The following is an 18,044-nucleotide window of genomic DNA, read 5'->3' as shown; positions in this document are numbered from 1 at the left end:
CGTCTTTCACCTCGTCTCGTGAAGGGCCGGTGTTCTGCCCGCCGCTCTGTTCAGCATTTCTTCCAAGATCCGAATCGGCTCATTATTCATGAAATCCGGATCAAGCTTCGCAGTAATCGTACGTACCATCTCAGCCGCTAAGTTCAGCTTAGCCGTCAGCTTACCATGAATATCGTATTTGTTAACGAGCTCGTATACGCGTTCCGAATCGATTAGCGATTCCGTCAACAGTGCGCGTTCTGACTCCGTGCCGTCTTGCATGACATGCCAGTAGGCCCAGCTATGCTCGAAATTCGAGACGTCATTCAAACACTCAAGCTCTTCTAGAATAACCTCGCAACGCGTAAGTGCAACCAGCAGATCCTGCCAGGCTCGCGACTGATCGACATCCATCAACGCTGTGAACGACTGGAACAGCTCGCTGCGAATCTGTGACATACCGCTCAAATAATCGTCCGCTGTAAGTTTCATTTGCTTCATTCTCATGTAAAGATTCGTCTTAAGACGATTCACTTCGCATACTGCTTCACTTAGAATCGCAATCATTTCTATTTGCCCTGCCTGCGCGAGCAATTGGTAAAAAATACTGCTGAAGTAGTCGCCTGCAAGCACCTTAAGCTGCTTGGCACGCATCTCATTCTCTGCACGCCGCGAAGAATCAGCGTCGTTATTAATCCGATCATGGGTATCCATTCCGAGTTGAACAAGCGAAGCGACTAGCGTATACAGCTCGCTATGCTTCTCATACACTTGCCCCCGAATGAGGAAAGAATGAAGCAATTGCAGCCTAGGATGCGCAAGCGCAGGCAGATCCGTATGAATCTGGATCATGTCGTATTCGGTATATTTGCTTGCAATGGATGGTATTCGATACGATTTCATGGGGAAGCCTCCGAACAGAGAAGCGCAACAATCGCCGCTCAATAATCTAAACTATTATAGCACAACTTTTTTAAAGAGCATACGATTGCAACAAACGTAACCGACAATCGCTGTCGATTGGCGGTTACAACTTACCGTTTGACGGTGATATGTACTTGAACAAAGCAGATTTAATAAGCTGTGTCTTTCGCACGCTCTATGGAATAACTCGAAACGCGGCCTAATCGTTCTTCCCACGCAGCAGTAAAGCTAACTCTCAGCCTCTTCCTCCATCGCTCATCATGAACAGGATCCGCGTAACGCAAGGCATCAAGCTCTGTATCCAGCCAGCTATCTGTCCTACGTACGTCTACGGCCGCTAACAGCCTAGGCTCCTGCGGGGCGTCTTCTACGATCCTGACTAGCACGCGCTTCACGTTCTCCAATTGCAGGAACGATACGCGCAGCAGCTTCTCCACATCGGAGAACCAAGAGGCCGGTCTCCCCTCTTCCGCGTTGACTTTAAGATCAATCGTCAAGATCGCGTTATGCCAGTCGGCTTTTTTGATCCGTTCGTTCAATTGAGCGCTGATGAGCACATCAACCAAATTTTGATTGGACAGGCGTGCGACAGGTGCAGGGTGGAATACCGCGACTTCCCCTCGCTCGTTAGCGGTTTTCCATATATGATGCGGAAGCGCTGAGAATAACAGCGTAAGCGCAATAGTAGCTAAACATGCGGTTAACAGCGGTTTGCTGATTCGCATCGGACACCTCCCGTTATGGCTTGCATACATCATGCGTATGTATTCATTGTACGAGCAAGTCTGTCCGATTATTCAACCGCTATTGTTGTTCCGCATGAAAAAAAGCAGGCTATGCCTGCTCCGCGCATTGCTTATTGGTCTGTTTCTACCGTACCGTACTTCGTCATCACTATCGCTTTGCCGCGAATCTTGATTGCCGATGTATGATCGGTAAACTGACAAATCAATACTTCATTCCGATCCAGCTTTTCCGTATGATGAAATTTTGTATCTTGCCCTCGAGTCAGGCCGATGACATTCACGCCCTGCTCCTTAGCCTTGATTACAATATAATCCCCGCCTGTAGGTTCCATCGTCTTCCCTCCGCATCTATCAATTCCGTAATTCTTAATGCTTACAAAGTATGTAGACTTTCTTCAAGTGAATTATAGTTGATGAGACTCAAATGTGCAATGATACGGCTTGTTTCAATTGTCACTACGAACGAGAATACGCCTAGGCGAGACCGCCCAGGCGTATACGTAACGAATAAGTATCGGATAAGGAGGTAACGAGTACGTCCTTAACTTATTTAATTGGATACAAGGTCTTTGAGAGATTTGCCCGGTTTGAAGGCAGGCATTTTGCTGGCAGCGATTTCGATCGGATCTCCCGTTTGCGGATTGCGTCCTTTTCTCGCTTGGCGCTCGCGCACCTCAAAGTTTCCGAATCCTACCAGTTGCACTTTGTCTCCGCTTTGCAGCGCATCGGAAATCGCATCAAAAACGGCATCTACCGCTTTGGTTGCATCCTTCTTCGACAGGTCTGTCAATTCAGCGACTTTAGCAATCAAATCTGTTTTGTTCATGGTTTCACCTCCTTAAAGTTTTGCGAAGCAAAACTACTTCGAAAGCATACGCTTAGTTTTGCGAAGCAAAACTACTTCGAAAGCATACGCTTAGTTTTGCGAAGCAAACTGCTTCGTAAGCATCAAACATATCTTATCCCTCTTATTAACGGAAAACTTCAAAAATATACCTTTTGACCGAACAAACCTATAGTAATACAGCCGATTCGCAATTTCAAGTAGGTAAATGCATTTCTTCCATTCAAAATCGCAAGGCCGCTCCCCGACTTTCGGAAGCGGCCTCGCAAACGTATTTTGGATCGCCTTAGAGAATGATAGCAATTAATCCGCCTGAGCCCTCGTTGATGATACGGCCAAGCGTTTCTTGCAGCTTGTAGCGCGCGTTGTCCGGCATCATCGCGATTTTGCCCTGAATGCCTTCCCTTACGATCGAATGGAGTGATCGTCCGAAGATGTCAGACTCCCAAATCTTGATCGGGTCGTTCTCGAAATCTTGCATTAAGTAACGGACAAGCTCCTCGCTCTGCTTCTCCGTACCGATAATCGGAGCGAACTCGGACTCTACATCCACGCGAATCATATGAATCGACGGAGCAGTCGCTTTCAAGCGAACGCCGAAGCGAGAACCTTGCCTGATCAGCTCCGGCTCATCGAGCGCCATCTCAGCCAGCGTAGGAGCGGCGATGCCGTAGCCCGTCGTCTTCACCATCTCCAGCGCTTCGGCGAATCGGTCATACTCGCGCTTCGCATGCGAGAAGTCCTGCATGAGCTGGAGCAAGTGATCCTTGCCGCGAATCTCGACGCCGACAACCTCCATCAAAATGCGGTCATACAGCTCGTCAGGAGCATACAGATCAATCTCCGCCACGCCTTGACCCATGTTCATGCCGCTTAAGCCCGCTCTGGCGATAAAATCATATTCCATGAACTGCGAAACGACTCGATCGACATCGCGCAGACGGCGAATATCCTTCACCGTATCACGAACCGAACTTTCGTAGTTGTTGCGCAGCCAGTGGTTATCATTCAGCACCATGACCCAGCTTGGAAGATTAACGTTAACCTCGTGCACTGGGAATTCATAGAGCACTTCGCGCAGTACCGAGATAACCTCTTCCTCGCCCATTGTCGCAACGCTAAGCGTCATAACTGGAATATCGTATTTCGATTGCAGCTCATTGCGCAATTGAAGCGCCTCTTCGCCGCGAGGTCTAGTTGAGTTAATAATAAGCACGAAAGGCTTACCCACTTCTTTCAGCTCATTGATGACGCGCTCTTCGGCGACCACGTAGGAGCTACGCGGTATTTCGGCGATTGAGCCGTCCGTCGTTACGACGACGCCAAGCGTCGAATGCTCCTGAATGACTTTGCGCGTTCCGATCTCCGCTGCTTCCTGGAACGGGATCGGTTCATCGAACCATGGAGTTGTAATCATCCGCGGACCGTTCTCGTCCTCGTAGCCCTTCGCACCTTCAACCGCGTAACCAACGCAATCGACCAATCTCACATTTACTTCGAGCCCGTCGGTTACTTTCAGTTGTACCGCTTGGTTCGGCACGAACTTCGGTTCTGTTGTCATAATCGTTTTACCCGCAGCGCTTTGAGGAAGTTCGTCCACGGCTCTGGCACGATCTGATTCGCTGGCGATGTTCGGCAGCACGACCGTCTCCATAAACCGTTTAATAAACGTTGATTTGCCCGTCCGGACTGCCCCAACCACACCGAGGTAAATATCCCCGCCAGTTCTCTCGGCTATGTCCTTGAAAATGTCCACTTTCTCCACTGAATATCCCCTCCCAATTGATTTTCCGGTTCGCCGCCATCCACCGGACAAGAGGGCAGGCCAGCGACGCAACTCGTACATACTTTTTGGACTAGTAACATCTTATGTTGGGACTTACCTTTTATGACGATTCCTTCCCTGAAATCTTTTTTACCACCTCGTCGGTCAACATCCCTTCCAAGATTGAATTATATGAGCTGCCGAGTTTCACTAGTACATCGATATACAAAAAAAACCTCCGCAAGCCATGGATTGGCTGACAGAGGTCTTATCCTGGATGGAACGATTAGGGCTTGGCCGCTTGCGGCTCGCCATTCACATAGTGGTAGATGGGCGATTTGACTGGAACATAGTCGGAATCGTCGACCAGCAAAGTTCGCAGGTCCAGCTTATCATCGATGGACGTGTCGCCGTTTTTCTGAATGAGCTGCATGATGTCAATACCATAATCGGCGTACACAACACCGCCCTCGTCTACGAGTGCGTTAATGGATTGTCCTGAGAATACGCTTTGAATGACAGGCGATGTCTTGTTCATCAATTTATAATCGATTTGATAGAAGCCTGGATACATTTGTTCGCCCTTAGGGAGCTCGCCGCCATTTTGCACATAAGCTTTAACCCAACCCTGAATATCATTCACCTTCTGATAGGTGACCAGATCCATCAGCTTCACACGCGGGTTCGTCTCCTCGTCTATGACGAGAAAATAGAAGTTGCCGCCCTTCTCGAATGCCGCGCTAGGAAGATCGCTCAAGTAGCCCGTTCGCTGCAGCTTCGCAAAATCGATCAGAAACTTCTCGTAAACTGGGGTTTGTGCATCGCTGTTCTTGATTGGAAGCATGCCCGTCTCGTCCTTGTATTGGTCGATAGCCCCTTGTACGTTGCGGATGGCTTCCTTCGGCGCCGCTTGATTCTGCTTGCGCTGATCATCGGGGTACATACAGCCAGATAATGTTGCAGCAAATAAACTAACTGCTGTTACTATAGCTAATAAACGCAAATATTGCGCAAATCTTCTGTTCGTAAATAAAGCCATTGTTAATCCTCCTGCAACAATTGTGTTACGCAACTTGTTAACTACCAGAGCGGTTCATCCTGCTCTGCCTGCCTAGCTAATTGACGCGCTATAGCCGCCTTAAGCGGGTCAAGCGGCACCGTTACTTCTACTTTGCCGTCGACACGCGCTTGACAGCCGAGCCGGATGCCTTCGCCGTCAAGTCCCGCCAGCTTCCTGCGTTCATTGTCCGATATTGGCATCAGCTCACTGCCCGGAAGCACCGTCAGCTTGCACATAAAGCATGCCGCCTTGCCTCCGCAACGCGTCTGAATGAGAACATTGGCACGTCTTGCCGCGTCAAGCAGCGTCGTTCCACGCTTCACCGCAACCTTCTTGCCCGATGGCCAAAACGTAACTTCCGCGCTCAACGCCTTAACCCCGCTTTCGACTCGCTAATGAAGCTGTGCACATATTGCCTTGCTTGCTCCGAGAAGCGGTTAACCGTCTCAATGGCCCTCAGAGCGGGCCCGTCGGCCGAATGATTAAAGCTCTCTGCAATAAGCTGCACCCGATCCTCGCGGGCACGCAGCGCGTTGAACCATAATTCGTGCGCGAGAGGCACGACGTTCGCCTGCTTTGCTGTTCCATCCACTGTAAGCTTGATACCGTAGGGGATCAGAAGCTTCTTCACATCCGTATGATAGAAGCTGTCAGCTGATGTCACTTCAAAGCCGCCGACCAGCTCGACAGATACCCCTTCGATGTTAAAATGACACAATCGTGATCGATACATGTTCGTAATGCTCAAATCCGGTTCATCAACCGCATACCGACTTAACTTCTTGTATATGCGCTCAACATCCTCGTCGTCGCAATAGAGATCAAGATCTCGAGGGCTTGCTTGAAGCGGAAGTTTGCGCATCAGCAATCCTGCGCTTCCGCCTACGATCCAATTCGGACAATCACTGCCGGTAACGTCAATTACGGAAGCCAGCGCTCTGTATATTTGCTTATTCTCATTCATCGCCGGCACTCCTTCTTTTGTCATCAAGCGTAAACGGCTGTCACCGTCCTTGGCGGCAACAGCGACCGTTTCGCAATGAAATATAAGCACAGAATAAACAGCAAATTTTATACTATCTTATATTTTTAGAAATAAGGCTTATTGGCAGCAGCGATCGGGCCGGCATTCGGCTTCACTATCGCTTGGCAAGCAAGTCGATAGCCCTCCTCGAACTCCTCTGGCTCAAGCCGATCCCACTCATCATCGGTTACTTCCTCGAGTTGGTCGCCGCCCTCCGTTACGAGGCAGCGGCAACGCGCGCATGTGCCTCTGGCACAAGAGAAGCTCCAATCCACATTATGCTTGATTGCCAGATCAAGCAGCGACATGCCTTCCTCCGGCTCGACAACAGCTGTTTTCGTTTTTCCTTTTAGCTCAATCATTGCGTCTCCAGGTCTCCCTTTCGCAGCCCTTAATTATTCTATATCGTATGTAAGCTTTCTCTATATGATGGAAAATAAGCCGTATACGAATCCGAGGACTAGCAGTATAAATGCGACTAGCGATAAAACAAATTTTACAACGCCCTTCGTTTTCAAACGGGCGAATGTGATTAAAGCCGCGGCGATAGCCATCAGGCCTATGCCGACAAAGGATACCCACATTTTTGTCATTGCATCCATTTCGAATCGATTCTCCTAATCTGTAACGGAATAAGTTCCCGACTATTATAACATTCGACAAGCCTGACTTGTACCTATCTCGGCACAAAAAAAAGGACAAAAGCCGGCAGGATGTGACGAACGAATGAATACATTCGCTGTCCTGCCGAGCTCTTGCCGATATGCTTTACTTCTTCATCATCATTTTCATGATCGTTTCCATGCCGCCGGCGGTCATGCCACTAGCCTTGACAGCTTTAACAATATCGTTAACCGTCGAGTCGGACACTTTCACCTTTGCCATATCCGATACTTGCTTGATGAGCTTGCGAAGCTCCGCTTCGTTTTGCATCGTTTCGGCTGTTACGCCTCCGGCAATTTTTTTCACCGCGCTCTCGGTAATGTTTTTGCCGGTTTTCTTATTAATCGCGCCTAATACGTCTTTGGACATATCCTTGGACAACGCTCTAACCTCCTCATAGGCTTGCGGGCGCAAACGTAAGGCTCGTCGGCATAACATAAAGTATGCCAACGCCTGCGCTCTGCAGCGCTCCTAGCATCATATGAGGAGGTGGACGTTTTGGTATAGGCGTACGTCCTTATCCGATTTCTTCGATTTCATGCGTCCGCAATCGACCCATCAGGTGCTCGACCGCGGTTCTCGGACTCTTGTTCGCGAACAATACCTCATACAGCTGGGCTGTAATCGGCATCTCCACATTATATTGCTTCGCGAGTTCATAGGCAGCTCGCGTGGTCCTTACGCCTTCAACGACCATGCCCATCTTGTTAAGCACCTCTTCAAGCGGCGTCCCGTCTGCCAGCATGTAGCCCGCCCGCCAATTACGGCTGTGCTTGCTAGTGCAAGTGACCACCAGATCGCCTACACCGGCGAGTCCGGCGAACGTAAGCGCATTAGCCCCCATTGCCGTGCCTAATCTTCCGATCTCCGCTAAACCGCGCGTTAGAAGCGCAGCCTTCGCATTATCTCCGAAGTTAAGGCCATCGGACAAACCCGCGCCAAGCGCAATAATGTTCTTAATCGCGCCGGCAACCTCAACGCCAGGCACGTCCGGATTCGTATAGACGCGGAAATAGCCGTTCATTAGCGCATCCTGCGCCTGTTCGGCGGCTTTCAGCTTGGCAGAGGCGACAACGACAGTGGTCGGCTGCTGGCGAATAACCTCTTCCGCATGGCTTGGACCTGAGAGAACGACTAATTGATCAGCAGATCGTCCGAGCTCCTCGGCTAGAACGGAAGTCATCCGCTTCAGCGTATCACTCTCGAATCCTTTGGTCGCATGGATGACAAGCGTCTCTGGCGACAAGTAAGCAGCAGCTTGCCTCGCCACGTCACGCATCGCTCCCGATGGAGCAACGAAGAGCGCAAGCTCGGCATGCTCCACCGCTTCCTTCATATCTGTCGTAGCTTCGATCAAGCTATCCAGCTTCACGCCAGGCAGGAATTTGCTATTCTCACGATTCGTATTAATATCGCTCGCTTGCTCGGCATTTCTCGTCCAGAGCTTGACCTTGTAGCCGTTAGTCGCTAGCACGGAAGCGAGCGCCGTTCCCCAACTGCCTGCCACGAGTACTGCCGCGATGCGGGCAGTTGATGTATGTTCGTTGGTCATAGCTGCATTCACGTCCCTTTCTTTGCACCAAGCTTGTTCTCAGTGCCTTGGAACAGCTTTACGATATTCGTGCGATGACGAACAAACGCAAATAGACATAACACGATGCTTGCTGTAAGCAAAGGCAAAGAATAATAAAAGGATGCAATTAATAATGGCGTTATGCTGGCGAACAATAGCGATCCTAACGATACGTACCTTGTAACGACGATAGACAAGATGGCTATAACGCCGGCGCATATTGCAGGTACGAAGGCCAAGGTGGCAATGACGCCTACGGTCGTAGCAATGCCCTTACCACCCTTGAACTTGAACCATATCGGCCAGTTATGGCCGATAATAGCCGCTAACCCGGATAATACCGGTATCCATTCATTATCTCCGCCAAGTCCATGACCGATCCATACAGCTGCGATCCCTTTGGCGATGTCCAGCAGGAATACAAGTATGCCTGGGCCTTTGCCCAGCACCCGCAGCGTATTTGTCGCTCCGGCATTGCCGCTGCCATGCTGTCTGATGTCAATCCCCTTGACCCATTTGGCAATGACGATGCTGAATGAAACCGAGCCTAACAAATAGCTCAAAACAACCGCAATGACTCCGTATGCCAAGCTTCTTCTCCCCTAATCCTCTTCGTTCTTCCGACGCGTGTAGATACGAACCGGCGTTCCTTCAAAATTGAAGGCAGCTCGAATTTTATTTTCCAAATAGCGTTCATACGAGAAATGCATAATCTCCGGTTCGTTAACGAACACGACGATCGTAGGCGGCTTCGTTGCGACTTGCGTCACATAATTAATGCGAAGCCGCTTGCCCTTGTCAGCCGGAGGCGGGTTAATCGCTACGGCATCGGAGACGACATCGTTAAGCAAATGCGTCTGAATGCGCAGCGCATGCTGCTCCGACACATGATTGACAACTGGCAGAAGCTTCTGTAAGCGCTGTTTCGTCAATGCCGACAAATACACGATCGGAGCATACGACATGAACAAGAAATGATCACGAATATTCGTCGTGAACTGCTGCATCGTCTTCTCGTCTTTCTCGACAACATCCCACTTATTCACGACAAAGATTGAAGCCTTGCCTGCTTCATGGGCATATCCGGCGATATGCTTGTCCTGCTCGATGATGCCTTCTTCGCCATTGATCAGAACGAGGACGACATCCGCCCGCTCGATTGCTTTCATCGCGCGCATGACGCTGTACTTCTCTGTCGATTCGTATACTTTACCTCTCTTGCGCATGCCCGCTGTGTCGATAAGCACATAACGTTGACCGTCACGCTCGAACGGCGTATCGATCGCATCGCGTGTCGTACCCGCAACATTGCTCACGATGACGCGCTCTTCGCCCAGCAAGGCGTTAACGAGCGACGACTTGCCCACATTCGGCCTGCCGATTAAAGCTACACGAATGACATCTTCATCATAGCCGTCTTCCTCAATCTCAGGGAGCAGTTCAACGGCAGCTTCAAGCAAGTCGCCAATGCCTATGCCATGCGATCCAGAGATCGCAATCGGCGTTCCGAAGCCAAGTCCATAGAACTCGTACACTTCGTCCATGCGATTCATATTATCTACTTTATTCACAGCCACGACTACCGGCTTGCGCGAACGGAACAGCATTTGCGCCACTTCATCGTCGGCATGCGTAAGTCCAGTCTTCGCATCGACCATGAAAATAATGACGTCCGCTTCCTCGATCGCCAGCTCGGCCTGCATGCGTACCGACTTCATAATCTCATCTTCGCCGTCAATTTCGATACCTCCGGTATCGATAATGCTAAAAGGCTTTCCAGCCCACTCGCCAATACCATACAGACGGTCACGCGTGACGCCTGGCTTATCTTCTACAATTGCTAGCCTGTCGCCGATGACACGGTTAAAAATAGTGGACTTGCCCACATTGGGTCGCCCGACGATGGCAATAACAGGTCTTGCCATAATTAGCTTTTCACTCCTTCAAAAATACTCACGCTAATCATCATAGCAAAAAACTACGGTCTTGGCTAACTTTTCATATTAATGATGATTGACTAGTATGTAGGTCCCATTCTTCAAATCATGCGCGCTTGCATCCAAAATTTTCTCCAGCAGGAAAGATGTATGCTCTAATGCCTGCTCATCATCGACGATAAAAATAGGCGCCCCGCCGTCTACTTGTTTGCCATGCATCGTTACGATTGCGACAATCTTAGCCAAGCTCGCCCGCTCCTTTCTTATTGACGGCCGCCTCTGTCGGCATGCGAACCGCCGACTCCAGAATCGGCACGCGAAGAATGACTTCCTTCCCTTTGTCTTGATCCCGCTCTTGGGGCAATAAGAAGACCGCAAGTCTGCCGTCCTTCAAATCTAGCTTGGCCATCGGAATGAGAGCCGGCTCGCCGTCATCGCGATATACGCCCATAATCGTCGCCAAATCGTACAGGATCGCTTGTCTTTGTCCGAGATTGCTCAGCGTCACTTTGCTATTGGCATTGATCGGCTTCAAAATATAACCAATACCCCGTTCGGCAATAATTTGCTGATTGCTCTTAAGTCCGACATTCATAATATAAATATCATCGATGAGCAGATCAGGCCCATCAATGATAACCGGTGCAGATTCGACCTCTGCAATATGAGAGATCGACTTTCCCGATTTCAGCCATTCGACCAGCAATAAGGATACTCCTCCTGCAAGAATGCCGATCCATACATTGAACAATACCGCAAACAGGCTCGTAAGCAGAGCCGACATAATAACGAGATAGTTGCGTCCTTCGAACACCATCGCAATGCCTTCTATATAAGTCGAGCCGCGGCTTACTAGCTCCATGCTATCGATCTTTGTCAGTGTCTCGCGCTCCATCTTGCGAACGTCCCGGAATTGCTGTGCTGCCAAGCTTAAAAATGTAATCGCCGTGTAGTCCTTATTGTACAGTGCGGGAACCGCAACCGCTCCAAGCGCAGCGGCAATTACGCCTAACGAAATATGAATAATCCGTCCATGGGGATATGTCGGATATTGCCGATAATCGGTTCGAAGCATCAGGAGACGAGCGATTATACCGAAAACAATTCCCAACAAAACGCCGATAAGATGTTTGTTCTGATCCAAATATTGCAGCATTAGGACGAGCGGCCTCCTCTGTAGTTCAGTAATAAATCGCTAATTTTCGACCCGGTCATACGAACGGCCCGGTGCGCAAGACTAGCTAGACTGGCTGCAACAAGCGAGACAAGAAAACGATCCCACCAAGCCACAGAGCCGATGCTCGTCATTACAATTCCTTTGTATAACAACGCATATACGAATTCTCCGATTACGGCTCCCCAGATCATAACGCCGAACTGTTGCTTGCCGTTGGAAGTACATACGCCGCATAAAGCGCCGCTCAAGATCGGAGCATCCCAGCTTGGTCCAAGCCAATAAAACACGGGATCGTAGCTGTACAGCTTCCTCACAATTCCCCACACCAGTCCGACAATCACTCCGCATAACACCAAATATAGCTTGTTGTTCCACCCCTCATCGTCCCTGCCTGTAACCATTCCTGCAAGAAGCAGCAATATAATAGCAGCATGGATATGAATAACAGCTGCAACAGCTGCTTCTGATCTTATGTGGATATCGACCCATAACGGCATCATGAGCATAATGGCGCTAACCGCTCCTAATACGATTAATGTTCTCCTGCTGATCCCGGGAGCCAGATATTCTCGCCAGCCCGTTGCGAATAAGATCAATGCTGCAATAACGATCCAAACCGAAATAAATCCGGGATTCATCCCATCACCTCTTATCCGCATATTATGCTCCCAAGCATTAACGACTATGCCAATGAAGTGTGTTCCTGCATCGCTCTGCACAAGGTGAAACGGCTGTCGCCGTCCTTTGGTGGCGCTGCGCGTTTCATTCCGATGAAATATAGAGAAAGGAAGGCTTAATGATATACTTTCCTATATATCAAAAAAAAGGCTATCCCCGTGCGTTAGCACAGGAATAGCCTCTTCCATTCAAATCTTATTTCAAATTTTTAAGTTTGTCGCCAAAACGCTCCGCAAGGGAGTAGCTCATGCTTTCATTGCTCAAGCTTACGTTCGGGTTGTCGATTTTTTCAACTTTAGGAGCACGAGGCGCTCTCTCGGCACGCGGGCTTTGAGCTGGCTTCTCAGGAGCTTCTTCCGTTTCTTTGATGCTTAGGCTAACGCGTTTCTCAGCGGGGTTGAAGTCCAAAACTTTCGCTTGTACTTCTTGACCTTCTTTAAGAACTTCGTTAGGCGTAGCGATATGCTGGTGCGAAATTTGGGAAATGTGTACAAGTCCTTCAACGCCCGGAGCGATCTCTACGAAAGCGCCGAATGCTACGATACGGCGAACCGTACCTGTAACAATGCTGCCGATAGCGAATTGACCTGCAGCCGTGTCCCAAGGACCTGGTTGTGCAGCTTTAATGCTAAGGCTGATTTTGCCTGCAGCAGGATCAACTTTAAGTACTTTAACGCGTACCGATTGTCCTTCAGCTACAACATCCTTCGGATGTGCAACATGCTGCCAGGAAAGCTCGGATACGTGTACAAGTCCGTCAATGCCGCCGATATCAACGAAAGCGCCGAATGGTGTCAGGCGTTGAACCGTACCGTCAAGCTCTTGACCTACTTGCAACGAAGCCATAACCTGTTGCTTGCTTTGCTCGAACTCAGCGTCCAATACTTCCTTCTGGGAAAGGATCACTTTGTTGTTCTCACGATCGATTTCTTTCACTTTAACGCGAAGCGTACGGCCTTTGTAGCCGCTGAAATCTTCTACGAAGTGACGTTCAACCATCGATGCAGGAATGAAGCCGCGAACGCCTACGTCTACAACAAGGCCGCCTTTGACTACGTCTGCTACCGCTACTTCGAATACTTCGCCGCTCTCGAAATTAGCTTGAAGCACATCCCATGCTTTCTCGCCGTCAACTTGACGTTTCGAAAGGACAAGTTTTTCTTTCTCGTCGTCGATGCTGACAACTTTAAGCTCAACCTCTTGGCCAATTTGAACCGCTTCGGTTGCGTTCTCGATTTGAACAGCGGAAAGCTCACGAATTGGAATGACACCGTCATATTTATATCCAAGGCTTACGTAAGCTTGGTTATCTTCGATTTTGACGATCGTACCTTTGACGGAATCGCCTTTTTTCAAAGACACGAAATTGTCCATAGCATCTTGGCTTACTTCTTCTGCTACAGTTTCTTGAACATTAGTTTCTTCTGACATTGAAATAACCTCCTCAATTCATACCCCAACTTTATTTAAATCCGCTGACGATTGCCCTTTTCTCTCGAAATAGCTCCGCCAGCAGCATTTAAAACGCGCGCTTGCCTTAAGATTGTTGTGCTGCGATCTCGCGAATGCGAGCCATAATGGCATCTGTAACTTTTTCCAGCATATCCGGCGCACCTTCTTCAATAAAAGGCTTTAGATCGATCGGTTCCCCATAGCATACAATCATTTTGCGGAATGGCGAATATTTGCCGATGATCGCTACCGGAACAACGGCTGCGCCGCTTCTGATCGCTATCATCGATGCGCCTTTCTTCGCTGCCGTGCCCTCTTGACTGTTACGCGTGCCTTCCGGGAAAATCCCGAGCATATTGCCTTCCTTAAGTAAGGAAATCGCTGATTTGATCGCATCTTTGCTGACACCGCCGCGTTTGACGGGGAAAGCGCCGAAGGAACGTATCAACGGACCGAATACCGGAATTTTGAACAGCTCTTCTTTGGCCATAAAATGCACCTTACGGCGAATTTTTATGCCTACAGTCGGCGGATCAAGCAAGCTCAAATGATTCGAAGCGAGCACGACTGGACCGTCTGCAGGAATATTGTCCGTACCTCTTGCTTCCAAGCGGAATAGCAAGGTGTAAATGACCCGGAGCAAAAACCTAAAAATGCGATATAACATAGTTTACTTCGCCTCCGCCAATTTGGTTCGGCTTAAATTAACAATTGCCGCAATAACTTCGTCAATTGTCATTCCCGTGCTGTCCAGAACGACAGCATCGGAAGCACAAACCAGCGGCGAAATGGCGCGCTGCTCGTCCAAGCGATCCCGCTCGGCGATTTCGGATTCCAGCTGTCTCAGTGTAATGGACTGGCTGTCCGAAATTTCGCGATACCGCCTCGCTGCGCGTTCCTGTACAGAAGCTGTTAAGAATACCTTCAGCTCCGCATTCGGAAGCACATGAGACCCGATGTCTCGTCCATCCATAACGACGCCTTTGCGGGCTGCGAGCTGCCGTTGCAGCGCTCCCAACACATCGCGAACCGATTCGATCGCTGCGTAATGGGACACTTGCAAGGTGACTTCCCGCGAACGTATGGATGAGGTAACGTCTTCCCCGTTCACATAAACCGATTGTCCATGTTCTCCGGGCCTTAGATCGATCTGAAGCGATCTTGTCAGCTCGGCCAGTCTTGCAGTCTGCTCAGGCAGAACGCCCGCAAGCTGCGCAGTATACGTGACCGCTCGATACATCGCTCCCGTATCAATGTAGACATACCCAAGCTGTTCGGCGACCTTACGTGCTACCGTACTCTTGCCCGCGCCTGCCGGCCCGTCAATGGCAATATTCATACGGTCGCTGTCACCTCCGTGTTGCGTCACGCACAGTCAACCCCCTTTAGATCGAGAGACGGTTGGCCGAATTGATTAACGTATGCGACGCAAACCTCTCTAGCGTAAACGGTCGTTATGCATGCCGAAGCAGCAGGCGCGATCGTTTCGCGGGCGAAATATAAGAACGCAGCAACGCTACTATTCTACCTCTTATATTTCAAGAAAAAAGCAGGCTTTGCCTGCGACGTGAAAATTATACCACACTATACCCGCAGATGCAAAAGAACGGGAAGCTATTTGAGTCTTGCGCCTTCCCACCGATCCACACCCGTCAACCAATGTCTGATCGTGTCGTTTTGGAGCGCAGCCTGTGAACAGACAACCAGGATGAGCAGCGTTATGATCATTTTTTTGAGAAAAGCGCTAACCTCGTCAGATAGCTTAATGATCTGTTTTTTACTTTTTTTCTTCATAAACAGCTCGCGAAAAATAGGAATCGCTCCTCTTTTAATTCGGGTTCTTTCCCTATTTTTCGCCAACCTATTCCACTCTATTCATCGATTGCGATATTCAAGCTGCTTCTCGAAGCAGTATCTAATTATTTTCTGACGCTCGGAATCGCTGATGCTCGCGAACTTAATCATGATCTGATGACGACCGGACTCCATCTCTACGACGCGCACGATCTCCGCCTTGAATGATGCATGTTCGATCGTACCGTTCTTAAATGGGACGAGCAGCCAGCATTCCAGCATTTGCTCTGACTTTAGCGCCCACTTTCCATCGCATATAAAGGAAATGCCGCCGCCGCCTACATCATCCGTCTTGCAGACGAAGCGAACATGATCGGACAGTTTGACCGCGATCTCAAGCTCGGCCGGCACGCGCAGGAAATTACGGCGTTGCACCTTCGTAATCCGATCGGGATCGGGCTTGCGAATCTTAATAAGTCGAATGACATCCTCGGCAAAGCCGATGACATGCGAATCGAAATAGTTCTTGATGCCCGCTTCCGTTATGAAGTTGACGGACAGCTCGTCCCCTAGAAACAGCCGTTTGAAACGTCCTGTCTTCTCGCTGAGCGGATTTTCGATCAACAAACAGTCTTCTTGCTCATCGGCTATGCGAGACTTGTATTCGATCGCCGCTTCCTCTTCATCGGCAGAAGCGATATGGTAATACAGCATTTGATTTACTTTAGGCAACATTTGGCTCCCCCCATTTCATTGACATTATAGCACGTCGATTAGAGGGGAGCTATATCGTTATTTGTCGGCGGCTTTCGTATCGTTTCGCGTCATTTCCTCAATGGATTCCTCAATGCCCGTCTCTGAATTAATGTAGACACGGTAGAGGCTGCCATTGATTTGTCCCGTATATTCATAGCAGAGTACTTCTTCGCCTAATTCATTGTCGATGAGAGCGAGCTGTTCGCTGCGGACCTTCATCTCCGGATTAAGCGCTTTGCTTGCCTGCGCCTTCGTCAGCACCGGCTTAGGCAGCTTCCGTTCATGCTGCTCGTATACATAATCGGTAGCTTGCAAGCCGACAATCTCGCCATTATCAAGCGCCACCTTCACGGTCAGCTTCTCCGGATAAATGAGTACGCCACCTTGATTATGTACGAAGGTCAACGTACCCGCCCGATCGAACATATCGTAGCTGATTGCATTCATTCCTTTGAAGCCATGCTTCTCCAAGAATGACTCCGCGTTGCTCTTTACTTTGTTCAGGCCAATCTGCTTTGCTCCTATTTCGCGCGGATTCATGAACGAGATGAGTTGGCCGCCCTTCTGCGTGTAATCCAGCTGCAGCTTCCTGTCCTTGCCCGATTCGACCGTAGCTGTATAAGAAGCAAATTCAGTGCCTTTGCCGTTCTCTGTTACTCGGATCGCACCGGCATCCTCGCCGGTGAACTTCGCAGCTTCCTTCTTCACATCCTCCGAATTGACAAACTTGCCGCCCAGCATCTTAATGGAGCGCTTCTGATACATGCTGCTAACGGATGGTCCCCAGTTGATTTCCGGGTACTCGCTAACCTTCTTGTCGACCGTCTTGAAGCCATCGATGATCGCATTGTCGTTGTTTGATTTCTCGGACGCAATGGCGACCTCAACATCCATCCACCTCAAGCTGTTCGCTAATACATTGTTCTGAACGCCTAACAAATCTTTCGAAATTTCCTCGGATTTCTTATAGAGCGTCTTCATCGTTGCGAATTCGTCTGGTGTCAGCGGCTGCTTGCTTAAATCTCTTACAGCTGTCTTATAAGCAAAGTTAGCGATATGCGACAGGAAGTCCTCCGCTTCATTGAATGGCAGCAGCGTTAACGGCAGTTGACTGATTTCATTTTGCGCTTCGCTTGTCAGCCGCCACACATTGACGAGCCCTTTGCGATGGTACGCTTGCGAGGTGGAATTAACCGCCAGCGTGTTGCCTAGCTGCTGATGCAGCTGCTCGACATGGTAAGCCAAGTTATGGAAGGCGCGCTGGTATTGGTTTTCCGCTTTTATGAGAATCGAGTTTTTCTCTTGATGCTCTTGATAGCCCCAGTAGATCGAGCCGAGAAACAAGATTGTCATTATGGGGAACAGGATCGAACTAAGTCGGCGGTACATATGCAAAAAACTCCTTTCTTGTGCAAACCTGGTGTTAGTTTGGTTTGCCAAAAGGAGCTTTATGCATCCATGCTATTCAGTTGACTAACAATCCATCGGTAAACCGCCCTAATAGGCGGTATGCTCTTCAATATCGAGGTCGTTGCTATTGTTGCAGATGCATTGTTTAAAGCCGGTGTCGATACCGCCTTTATCCCGTCGCCCCCGCAGCACGAACTTCTCCCCGCATACATTGCACCGAATGGTCACCTTCACTCGCGCTTCCATCGTTACCCCCTAAGCT

Annotated in this window: 24 protein-coding genes; all 24 read right to left on the bottom strand. The window is 49.5% G+C overall.

Annotation, left to right across the window (positions count from 1 at the left end; translation table 11 throughout):
- Positions 1–6: 6 nt before the first annotated feature.
- The 24 genes from AC0YN0_RS12755 to AC0YN0_RS12640 all read right to left on the bottom strand — a co-directional run bounded on the left by AC0YN0_RS12755 (position 7) and on the right by AC0YN0_RS12640 (position 18,028).
- Positions 7–882 carry a heptaprenyl diphosphate synthase component 1 gene (locus tag AC0YN0_RS12755; RefSeq protein ID WP_475821550.1) on the bottom strand — a complete coding sequence of 292 codons (876 nt, stop codon included), beginning with the start codon at positions 880–882 and terminating at the stop codon, positions 7–9.
- Between the two features lie 170 nt (positions 883–1,052).
- Complete coding sequence (locus AC0YN0_RS12750) at positions 1,053–1,628, bottom strand: hypothetical protein (protein WP_475821549.1); 576 nt, start codon at positions 1,626–1,628, stop codon at positions 1,053–1,055.
- A 131-nt stretch (positions 1,629–1,759) separates the two neighbouring features.
- Complete coding sequence (gene mtrB, locus AC0YN0_RS12745) at positions 1,760–1,981, bottom strand: trp RNA-binding attenuation protein MtrB (protein WP_442050399.1); 222 nt, start codon at positions 1,979–1,981, stop codon at positions 1,760–1,762.
- Between the two features lie 218 nt (positions 1,982–2,199).
- Complete coding sequence (locus tag AC0YN0_RS12740; protein WP_307201611.1) at positions 2,200–2,475, bottom strand: HU family DNA-binding protein; 276 nt, start codon at positions 2,473–2,475, stop codon at positions 2,200–2,202.
- 304 nt (positions 2,476–2,779) lie between these two features.
- Positions 2,780–4,258: a stage IV sporulation protein A gene (spoIVA, locus tag AC0YN0_RS12735; protein WP_337103478.1), complete on the bottom strand. Its 1,479-nt coding sequence runs from the start codon at positions 4,256–4,258 to the stop codon at positions 2,780–2,782.
- 286 nt (positions 4,259–4,544) lie between these two features.
- On the bottom strand, positions 4,545–5,297 hold the full coding sequence (locus tag AC0YN0_RS12730) for a hypothetical protein (RefSeq protein WP_475821548.1): 753 nt from the start codon (positions 5,295–5,297) through the stop codon (positions 4,545–4,547).
- 41 nt (positions 5,298–5,338) lie between these two features.
- Positions 5,339–5,686, bottom strand: coding sequence for a 2Fe-2S iron-sulfur cluster-binding protein (locus tag AC0YN0_RS12725; protein ID WP_337103480.1), 348 nt, complete (start codon positions 5,684–5,686; stop codon positions 5,339–5,341).
- Entirely contained in the window at positions 5,683–6,282 is a 600-nt protein-coding gene (locus AC0YN0_RS12720; RefSeq protein ID WP_475821547.1) for a nucleotidyltransferase family protein, read from the bottom strand. The genes AC0YN0_RS12725 and AC0YN0_RS12720 overlap by 4 nt, the downstream gene beginning before the upstream one ends.
- A gap of 125 nt (positions 6,283–6,407) precedes the next feature.
- Entirely contained in the window at positions 6,408–6,704 is a 297-nt protein-coding gene (locus AC0YN0_RS12715) for a 2Fe-2S iron-sulfur cluster-binding protein (protein ID WP_337103482.1), read from the bottom strand.
- 60 nt (positions 6,705–6,764) lie between these two features.
- The gene (locus AC0YN0_RS12710; RefSeq protein ID WP_337103483.1) at positions 6,765–6,944 is read right to left on the bottom strand and encodes a DUF2768 family protein; all 180 of its coding nucleotides are present in this window, start codon (positions 6,942–6,944) and stop codon (positions 6,765–6,767) included.
- A 166-nt stretch (positions 6,945–7,110) separates the two neighbouring features.
- On the bottom strand, positions 7,111–7,386 hold the full coding sequence (locus AC0YN0_RS12705) for a stage VI sporulation protein F (RefSeq protein ID WP_307202332.1): 276 nt from the start codon (positions 7,384–7,386) through the stop codon (positions 7,111–7,113).
- Between the two features lie 136 nt (positions 7,387–7,522).
- Complete coding sequence (locus AC0YN0_RS12700; RefSeq protein WP_442050403.1) at positions 7,523–8,557, bottom strand: NAD(P)H-dependent glycerol-3-phosphate dehydrogenase; 1,035 nt, start codon at positions 8,555–8,557, stop codon at positions 7,523–7,525.
- A gap of 8 nt (positions 8,558–8,565) precedes the next feature.
- On the bottom strand, positions 8,566–9,168 hold the full coding sequence (gene plsY, locus AC0YN0_RS12695; protein WP_337103485.1) for a glycerol-3-phosphate 1-O-acyltransferase PlsY: 603 nt from the start codon (positions 9,166–9,168) through the stop codon (positions 8,566–8,568).
- Positions 9,169–9,180: 12 nt separating this feature from the next.
- Positions 9,181–10,503: a ribosome biogenesis GTPase Der gene (gene der, locus AC0YN0_RS12690; RefSeq protein WP_337103486.1), complete on the bottom strand. Its 1,323-nt coding sequence runs from the start codon at positions 10,501–10,503 to the stop codon at positions 9,181–9,183.
- A 78-nt stretch (positions 10,504–10,581) separates the two neighbouring features.
- Positions 10,582–10,761, bottom strand: a complete 180-nt coding sequence (locus AC0YN0_RS12685) for a capping complex subunit for YIEGIA (protein ID WP_475821546.1) — start codon at positions 10,759–10,761, stop codon at positions 10,582–10,584.
- On the bottom strand, positions 10,754–11,671 hold the full coding sequence (locus tag AC0YN0_RS12680; RefSeq protein ID WP_475821545.1) for a YIEGIA family protein: 918 nt from the start codon (positions 11,669–11,671) through the stop codon (positions 10,754–10,756). The genes AC0YN0_RS12685 and AC0YN0_RS12680 overlap by 8 nt, the downstream gene beginning before the upstream one ends.
- Positions 11,671–12,330: a YphA family membrane protein gene (locus AC0YN0_RS12675; protein ID WP_475821544.1), complete on the bottom strand. Its 660-nt coding sequence runs from the start codon at positions 12,328–12,330 to the stop codon at positions 11,671–11,673. Before AC0YN0_RS12675 ends, AC0YN0_RS12680 begins: the two co-directional genes overlap by 1 nt.
- A 235-nt stretch (positions 12,331–12,565) precedes the next feature.
- The gene (gene rpsA / locus AC0YN0_RS12670) at positions 12,566–13,801 is read right to left on the bottom strand and encodes a 30S ribosomal protein S1 (RefSeq protein ID WP_442050407.1); all 1,236 of its coding nucleotides are present in this window, start codon (positions 13,799–13,801) and stop codon (positions 12,566–12,568) included.
- A 106-nt stretch (positions 13,802–13,907) separates the two neighbouring features.
- A complete protein-coding gene (locus AC0YN0_RS12665) occupies positions 13,908–14,489 on the bottom strand; it encodes a lysophospholipid acyltransferase family protein (protein WP_475821543.1) in 582 nt (193 codons plus the stop codon).
- Positions 14,490–14,492: 3 nt separating this feature from the next.
- Positions 14,493–15,161 (bottom strand): (d)CMP kinase, encoded by a 669-nt coding sequence (gene cmk / locus AC0YN0_RS12660; protein WP_475821899.1) that lies wholly within the window; start codon positions 15,159–15,161, stop codon positions 14,493–14,495.
- Between the two features lie 275 nt (positions 15,162–15,436).
- Positions 15,437–15,616 (bottom strand): hypothetical protein, encoded by a 180-nt coding sequence (locus tag AC0YN0_RS12655; protein WP_475821542.1) that lies wholly within the window; start codon positions 15,614–15,616, stop codon positions 15,437–15,439.
- Between the two features lie 81 nt (positions 15,617–15,697).
- The gene (locus AC0YN0_RS12650) at positions 15,698–16,351 is read right to left on the bottom strand and encodes a flagellar brake protein (RefSeq protein WP_442050410.1); all 654 of its coding nucleotides are present in this window, start codon (positions 16,349–16,351) and stop codon (positions 15,698–15,700) included.
- Positions 16,352–16,408: 57 nt separating this feature from the next.
- Positions 16,409–17,761, bottom strand: coding sequence for a germination protein YpeB (ypeB, locus tag AC0YN0_RS12645; protein ID WP_475821541.1), 1,353 nt, complete (start codon positions 17,759–17,761; stop codon positions 16,409–16,411).
- A gap of 108 nt (positions 17,762–17,869) precedes the next feature.
- Positions 17,870–18,028: a hypothetical protein gene (locus AC0YN0_RS12640; protein WP_307201646.1), complete on the bottom strand. Its 159-nt coding sequence runs from the start codon at positions 18,026–18,028 to the stop codon at positions 17,870–17,872.
- Positions 18,029–18,044 lie beyond the last annotated feature (16 nt).

This window comes from Paenibacillus sp. J22P218, from assembly GCF_056269195.1.
The sequence above is the reverse complement of the archived record's forward strand: the minus strand, read 5'-3'. Positions and strand labels throughout refer to the sequence as shown.

Coding starts and splice junctions, on each gene's coding strand:
- AC0YN0_RS12755 (WP_475821550.1), bottom strand. CDS start 882: ATGAAATCGTATCGAATACCATCCATTGCAAGCAAATATACCGAATAC.
- AC0YN0_RS12750 (WP_475821549.1), bottom strand. CDS start 1,628: ATGCGAATCAGCAAACCGCTGTTAACCGCATGTTTAGCTACTATTGCG.
- mtrB (WP_442050399.1), bottom strand. CDS start 1,981: ATGGAACCTACAGGCGGGGATTATATTGTAATCAAGGCTAAGGAGCAG.
- AC0YN0_RS12740 (WP_307201611.1), bottom strand. CDS start 2,475: ATGAACAAAACAGATTTGATTGCTAAAGTCGCTGAATTGACAGACCTG.
- AC0YN0_RS12730 (WP_475821548.1), bottom strand. CDS start 5,297: ATGGCTTTATTTACGAACAGAAGATTTGCGCAATATTTGCGTTTATTA.
- AC0YN0_RS12720 (WP_475821547.1), bottom strand. CDS start 6,282: ATGAATGAGAATAAGCAAATATACAGAGCGCTGGCTTCCGTAATTGAC.
- AC0YN0_RS12715 (WP_337103482.1), bottom strand. CDS start 6,704: ATGATTGAGCTAAAAGGAAAAACGAAAACAGCTGTTGTCGAGCCGGAG.
- AC0YN0_RS12710 (WP_337103483.1), bottom strand. CDS start 6,944: ATGGATGCAATGACAAAAATGTGGGTATCCTTTGTCGGCATAGGCCTG.
- AC0YN0_RS12700 (WP_442050403.1), bottom strand. CDS start 8,557: ATGACCAACGAACATACATCAACTGCCCGCATCGCGGCAGTACTCGTG.
- der (WP_337103486.1), bottom strand. CDS start 10,503: ATGGCAAGACCTGTTATTGCCATCGTCGGGCGACCCAATGTGGGCAAG.
- AC0YN0_RS12680 (WP_475821545.1), bottom strand. CDS start 11,671: ATGCTGCAATATTTGGATCAGAACAAACATCTTATCGGCGTTTTGTTG.
- AC0YN0_RS12675 (WP_475821544.1), bottom strand. CDS start 12,330: ATGAATCCCGGATTTATTTCGGTTTGGATCGTTATTGCAGCATTGATC.
- rpsA (WP_442050407.1), bottom strand. CDS start 13,801: ATGTCAGAAGAAACTAATGTTCAAGAAACTGTAGCAGAAGAAGTAAGC.
- AC0YN0_RS12665 (WP_475821543.1), bottom strand. CDS start 14,489: ATGTTATATCGCATTTTTAGGTTTTTGCTCCGGGTCATTTACACCTTG.
- cmk (WP_475821899.1), bottom strand. CDS start 15,161: ATGAATATTGCCATTGACGGGCCGGCAGGCGCGGGCAAGAGTACGGTA.
- AC0YN0_RS12655 (WP_475821542.1), bottom strand. CDS start 15,616: ATGAAGAAAAAAAGTAAAAAACAGATCATTAAGCTATCTGACGAGGTT.
- AC0YN0_RS12650 (WP_442050410.1), bottom strand. CDS start 16,351: ATGTTGCCTAAAGTAAATCAAATGCTGTATTACCATATCGCTTCTGCC.
- ypeB (WP_475821541.1), bottom strand. CDS start 17,761: ATGTACCGCCGACTTAGTTCGATCCTGTTCCCCATAATGACAATCTTG.
- AC0YN0_RS12640 (WP_307201646.1), bottom strand. CDS start 18,028: ATGGAAGCGCGAGTGAAGGTGACCATTCGGTGCAATGTATGCGGGGAG.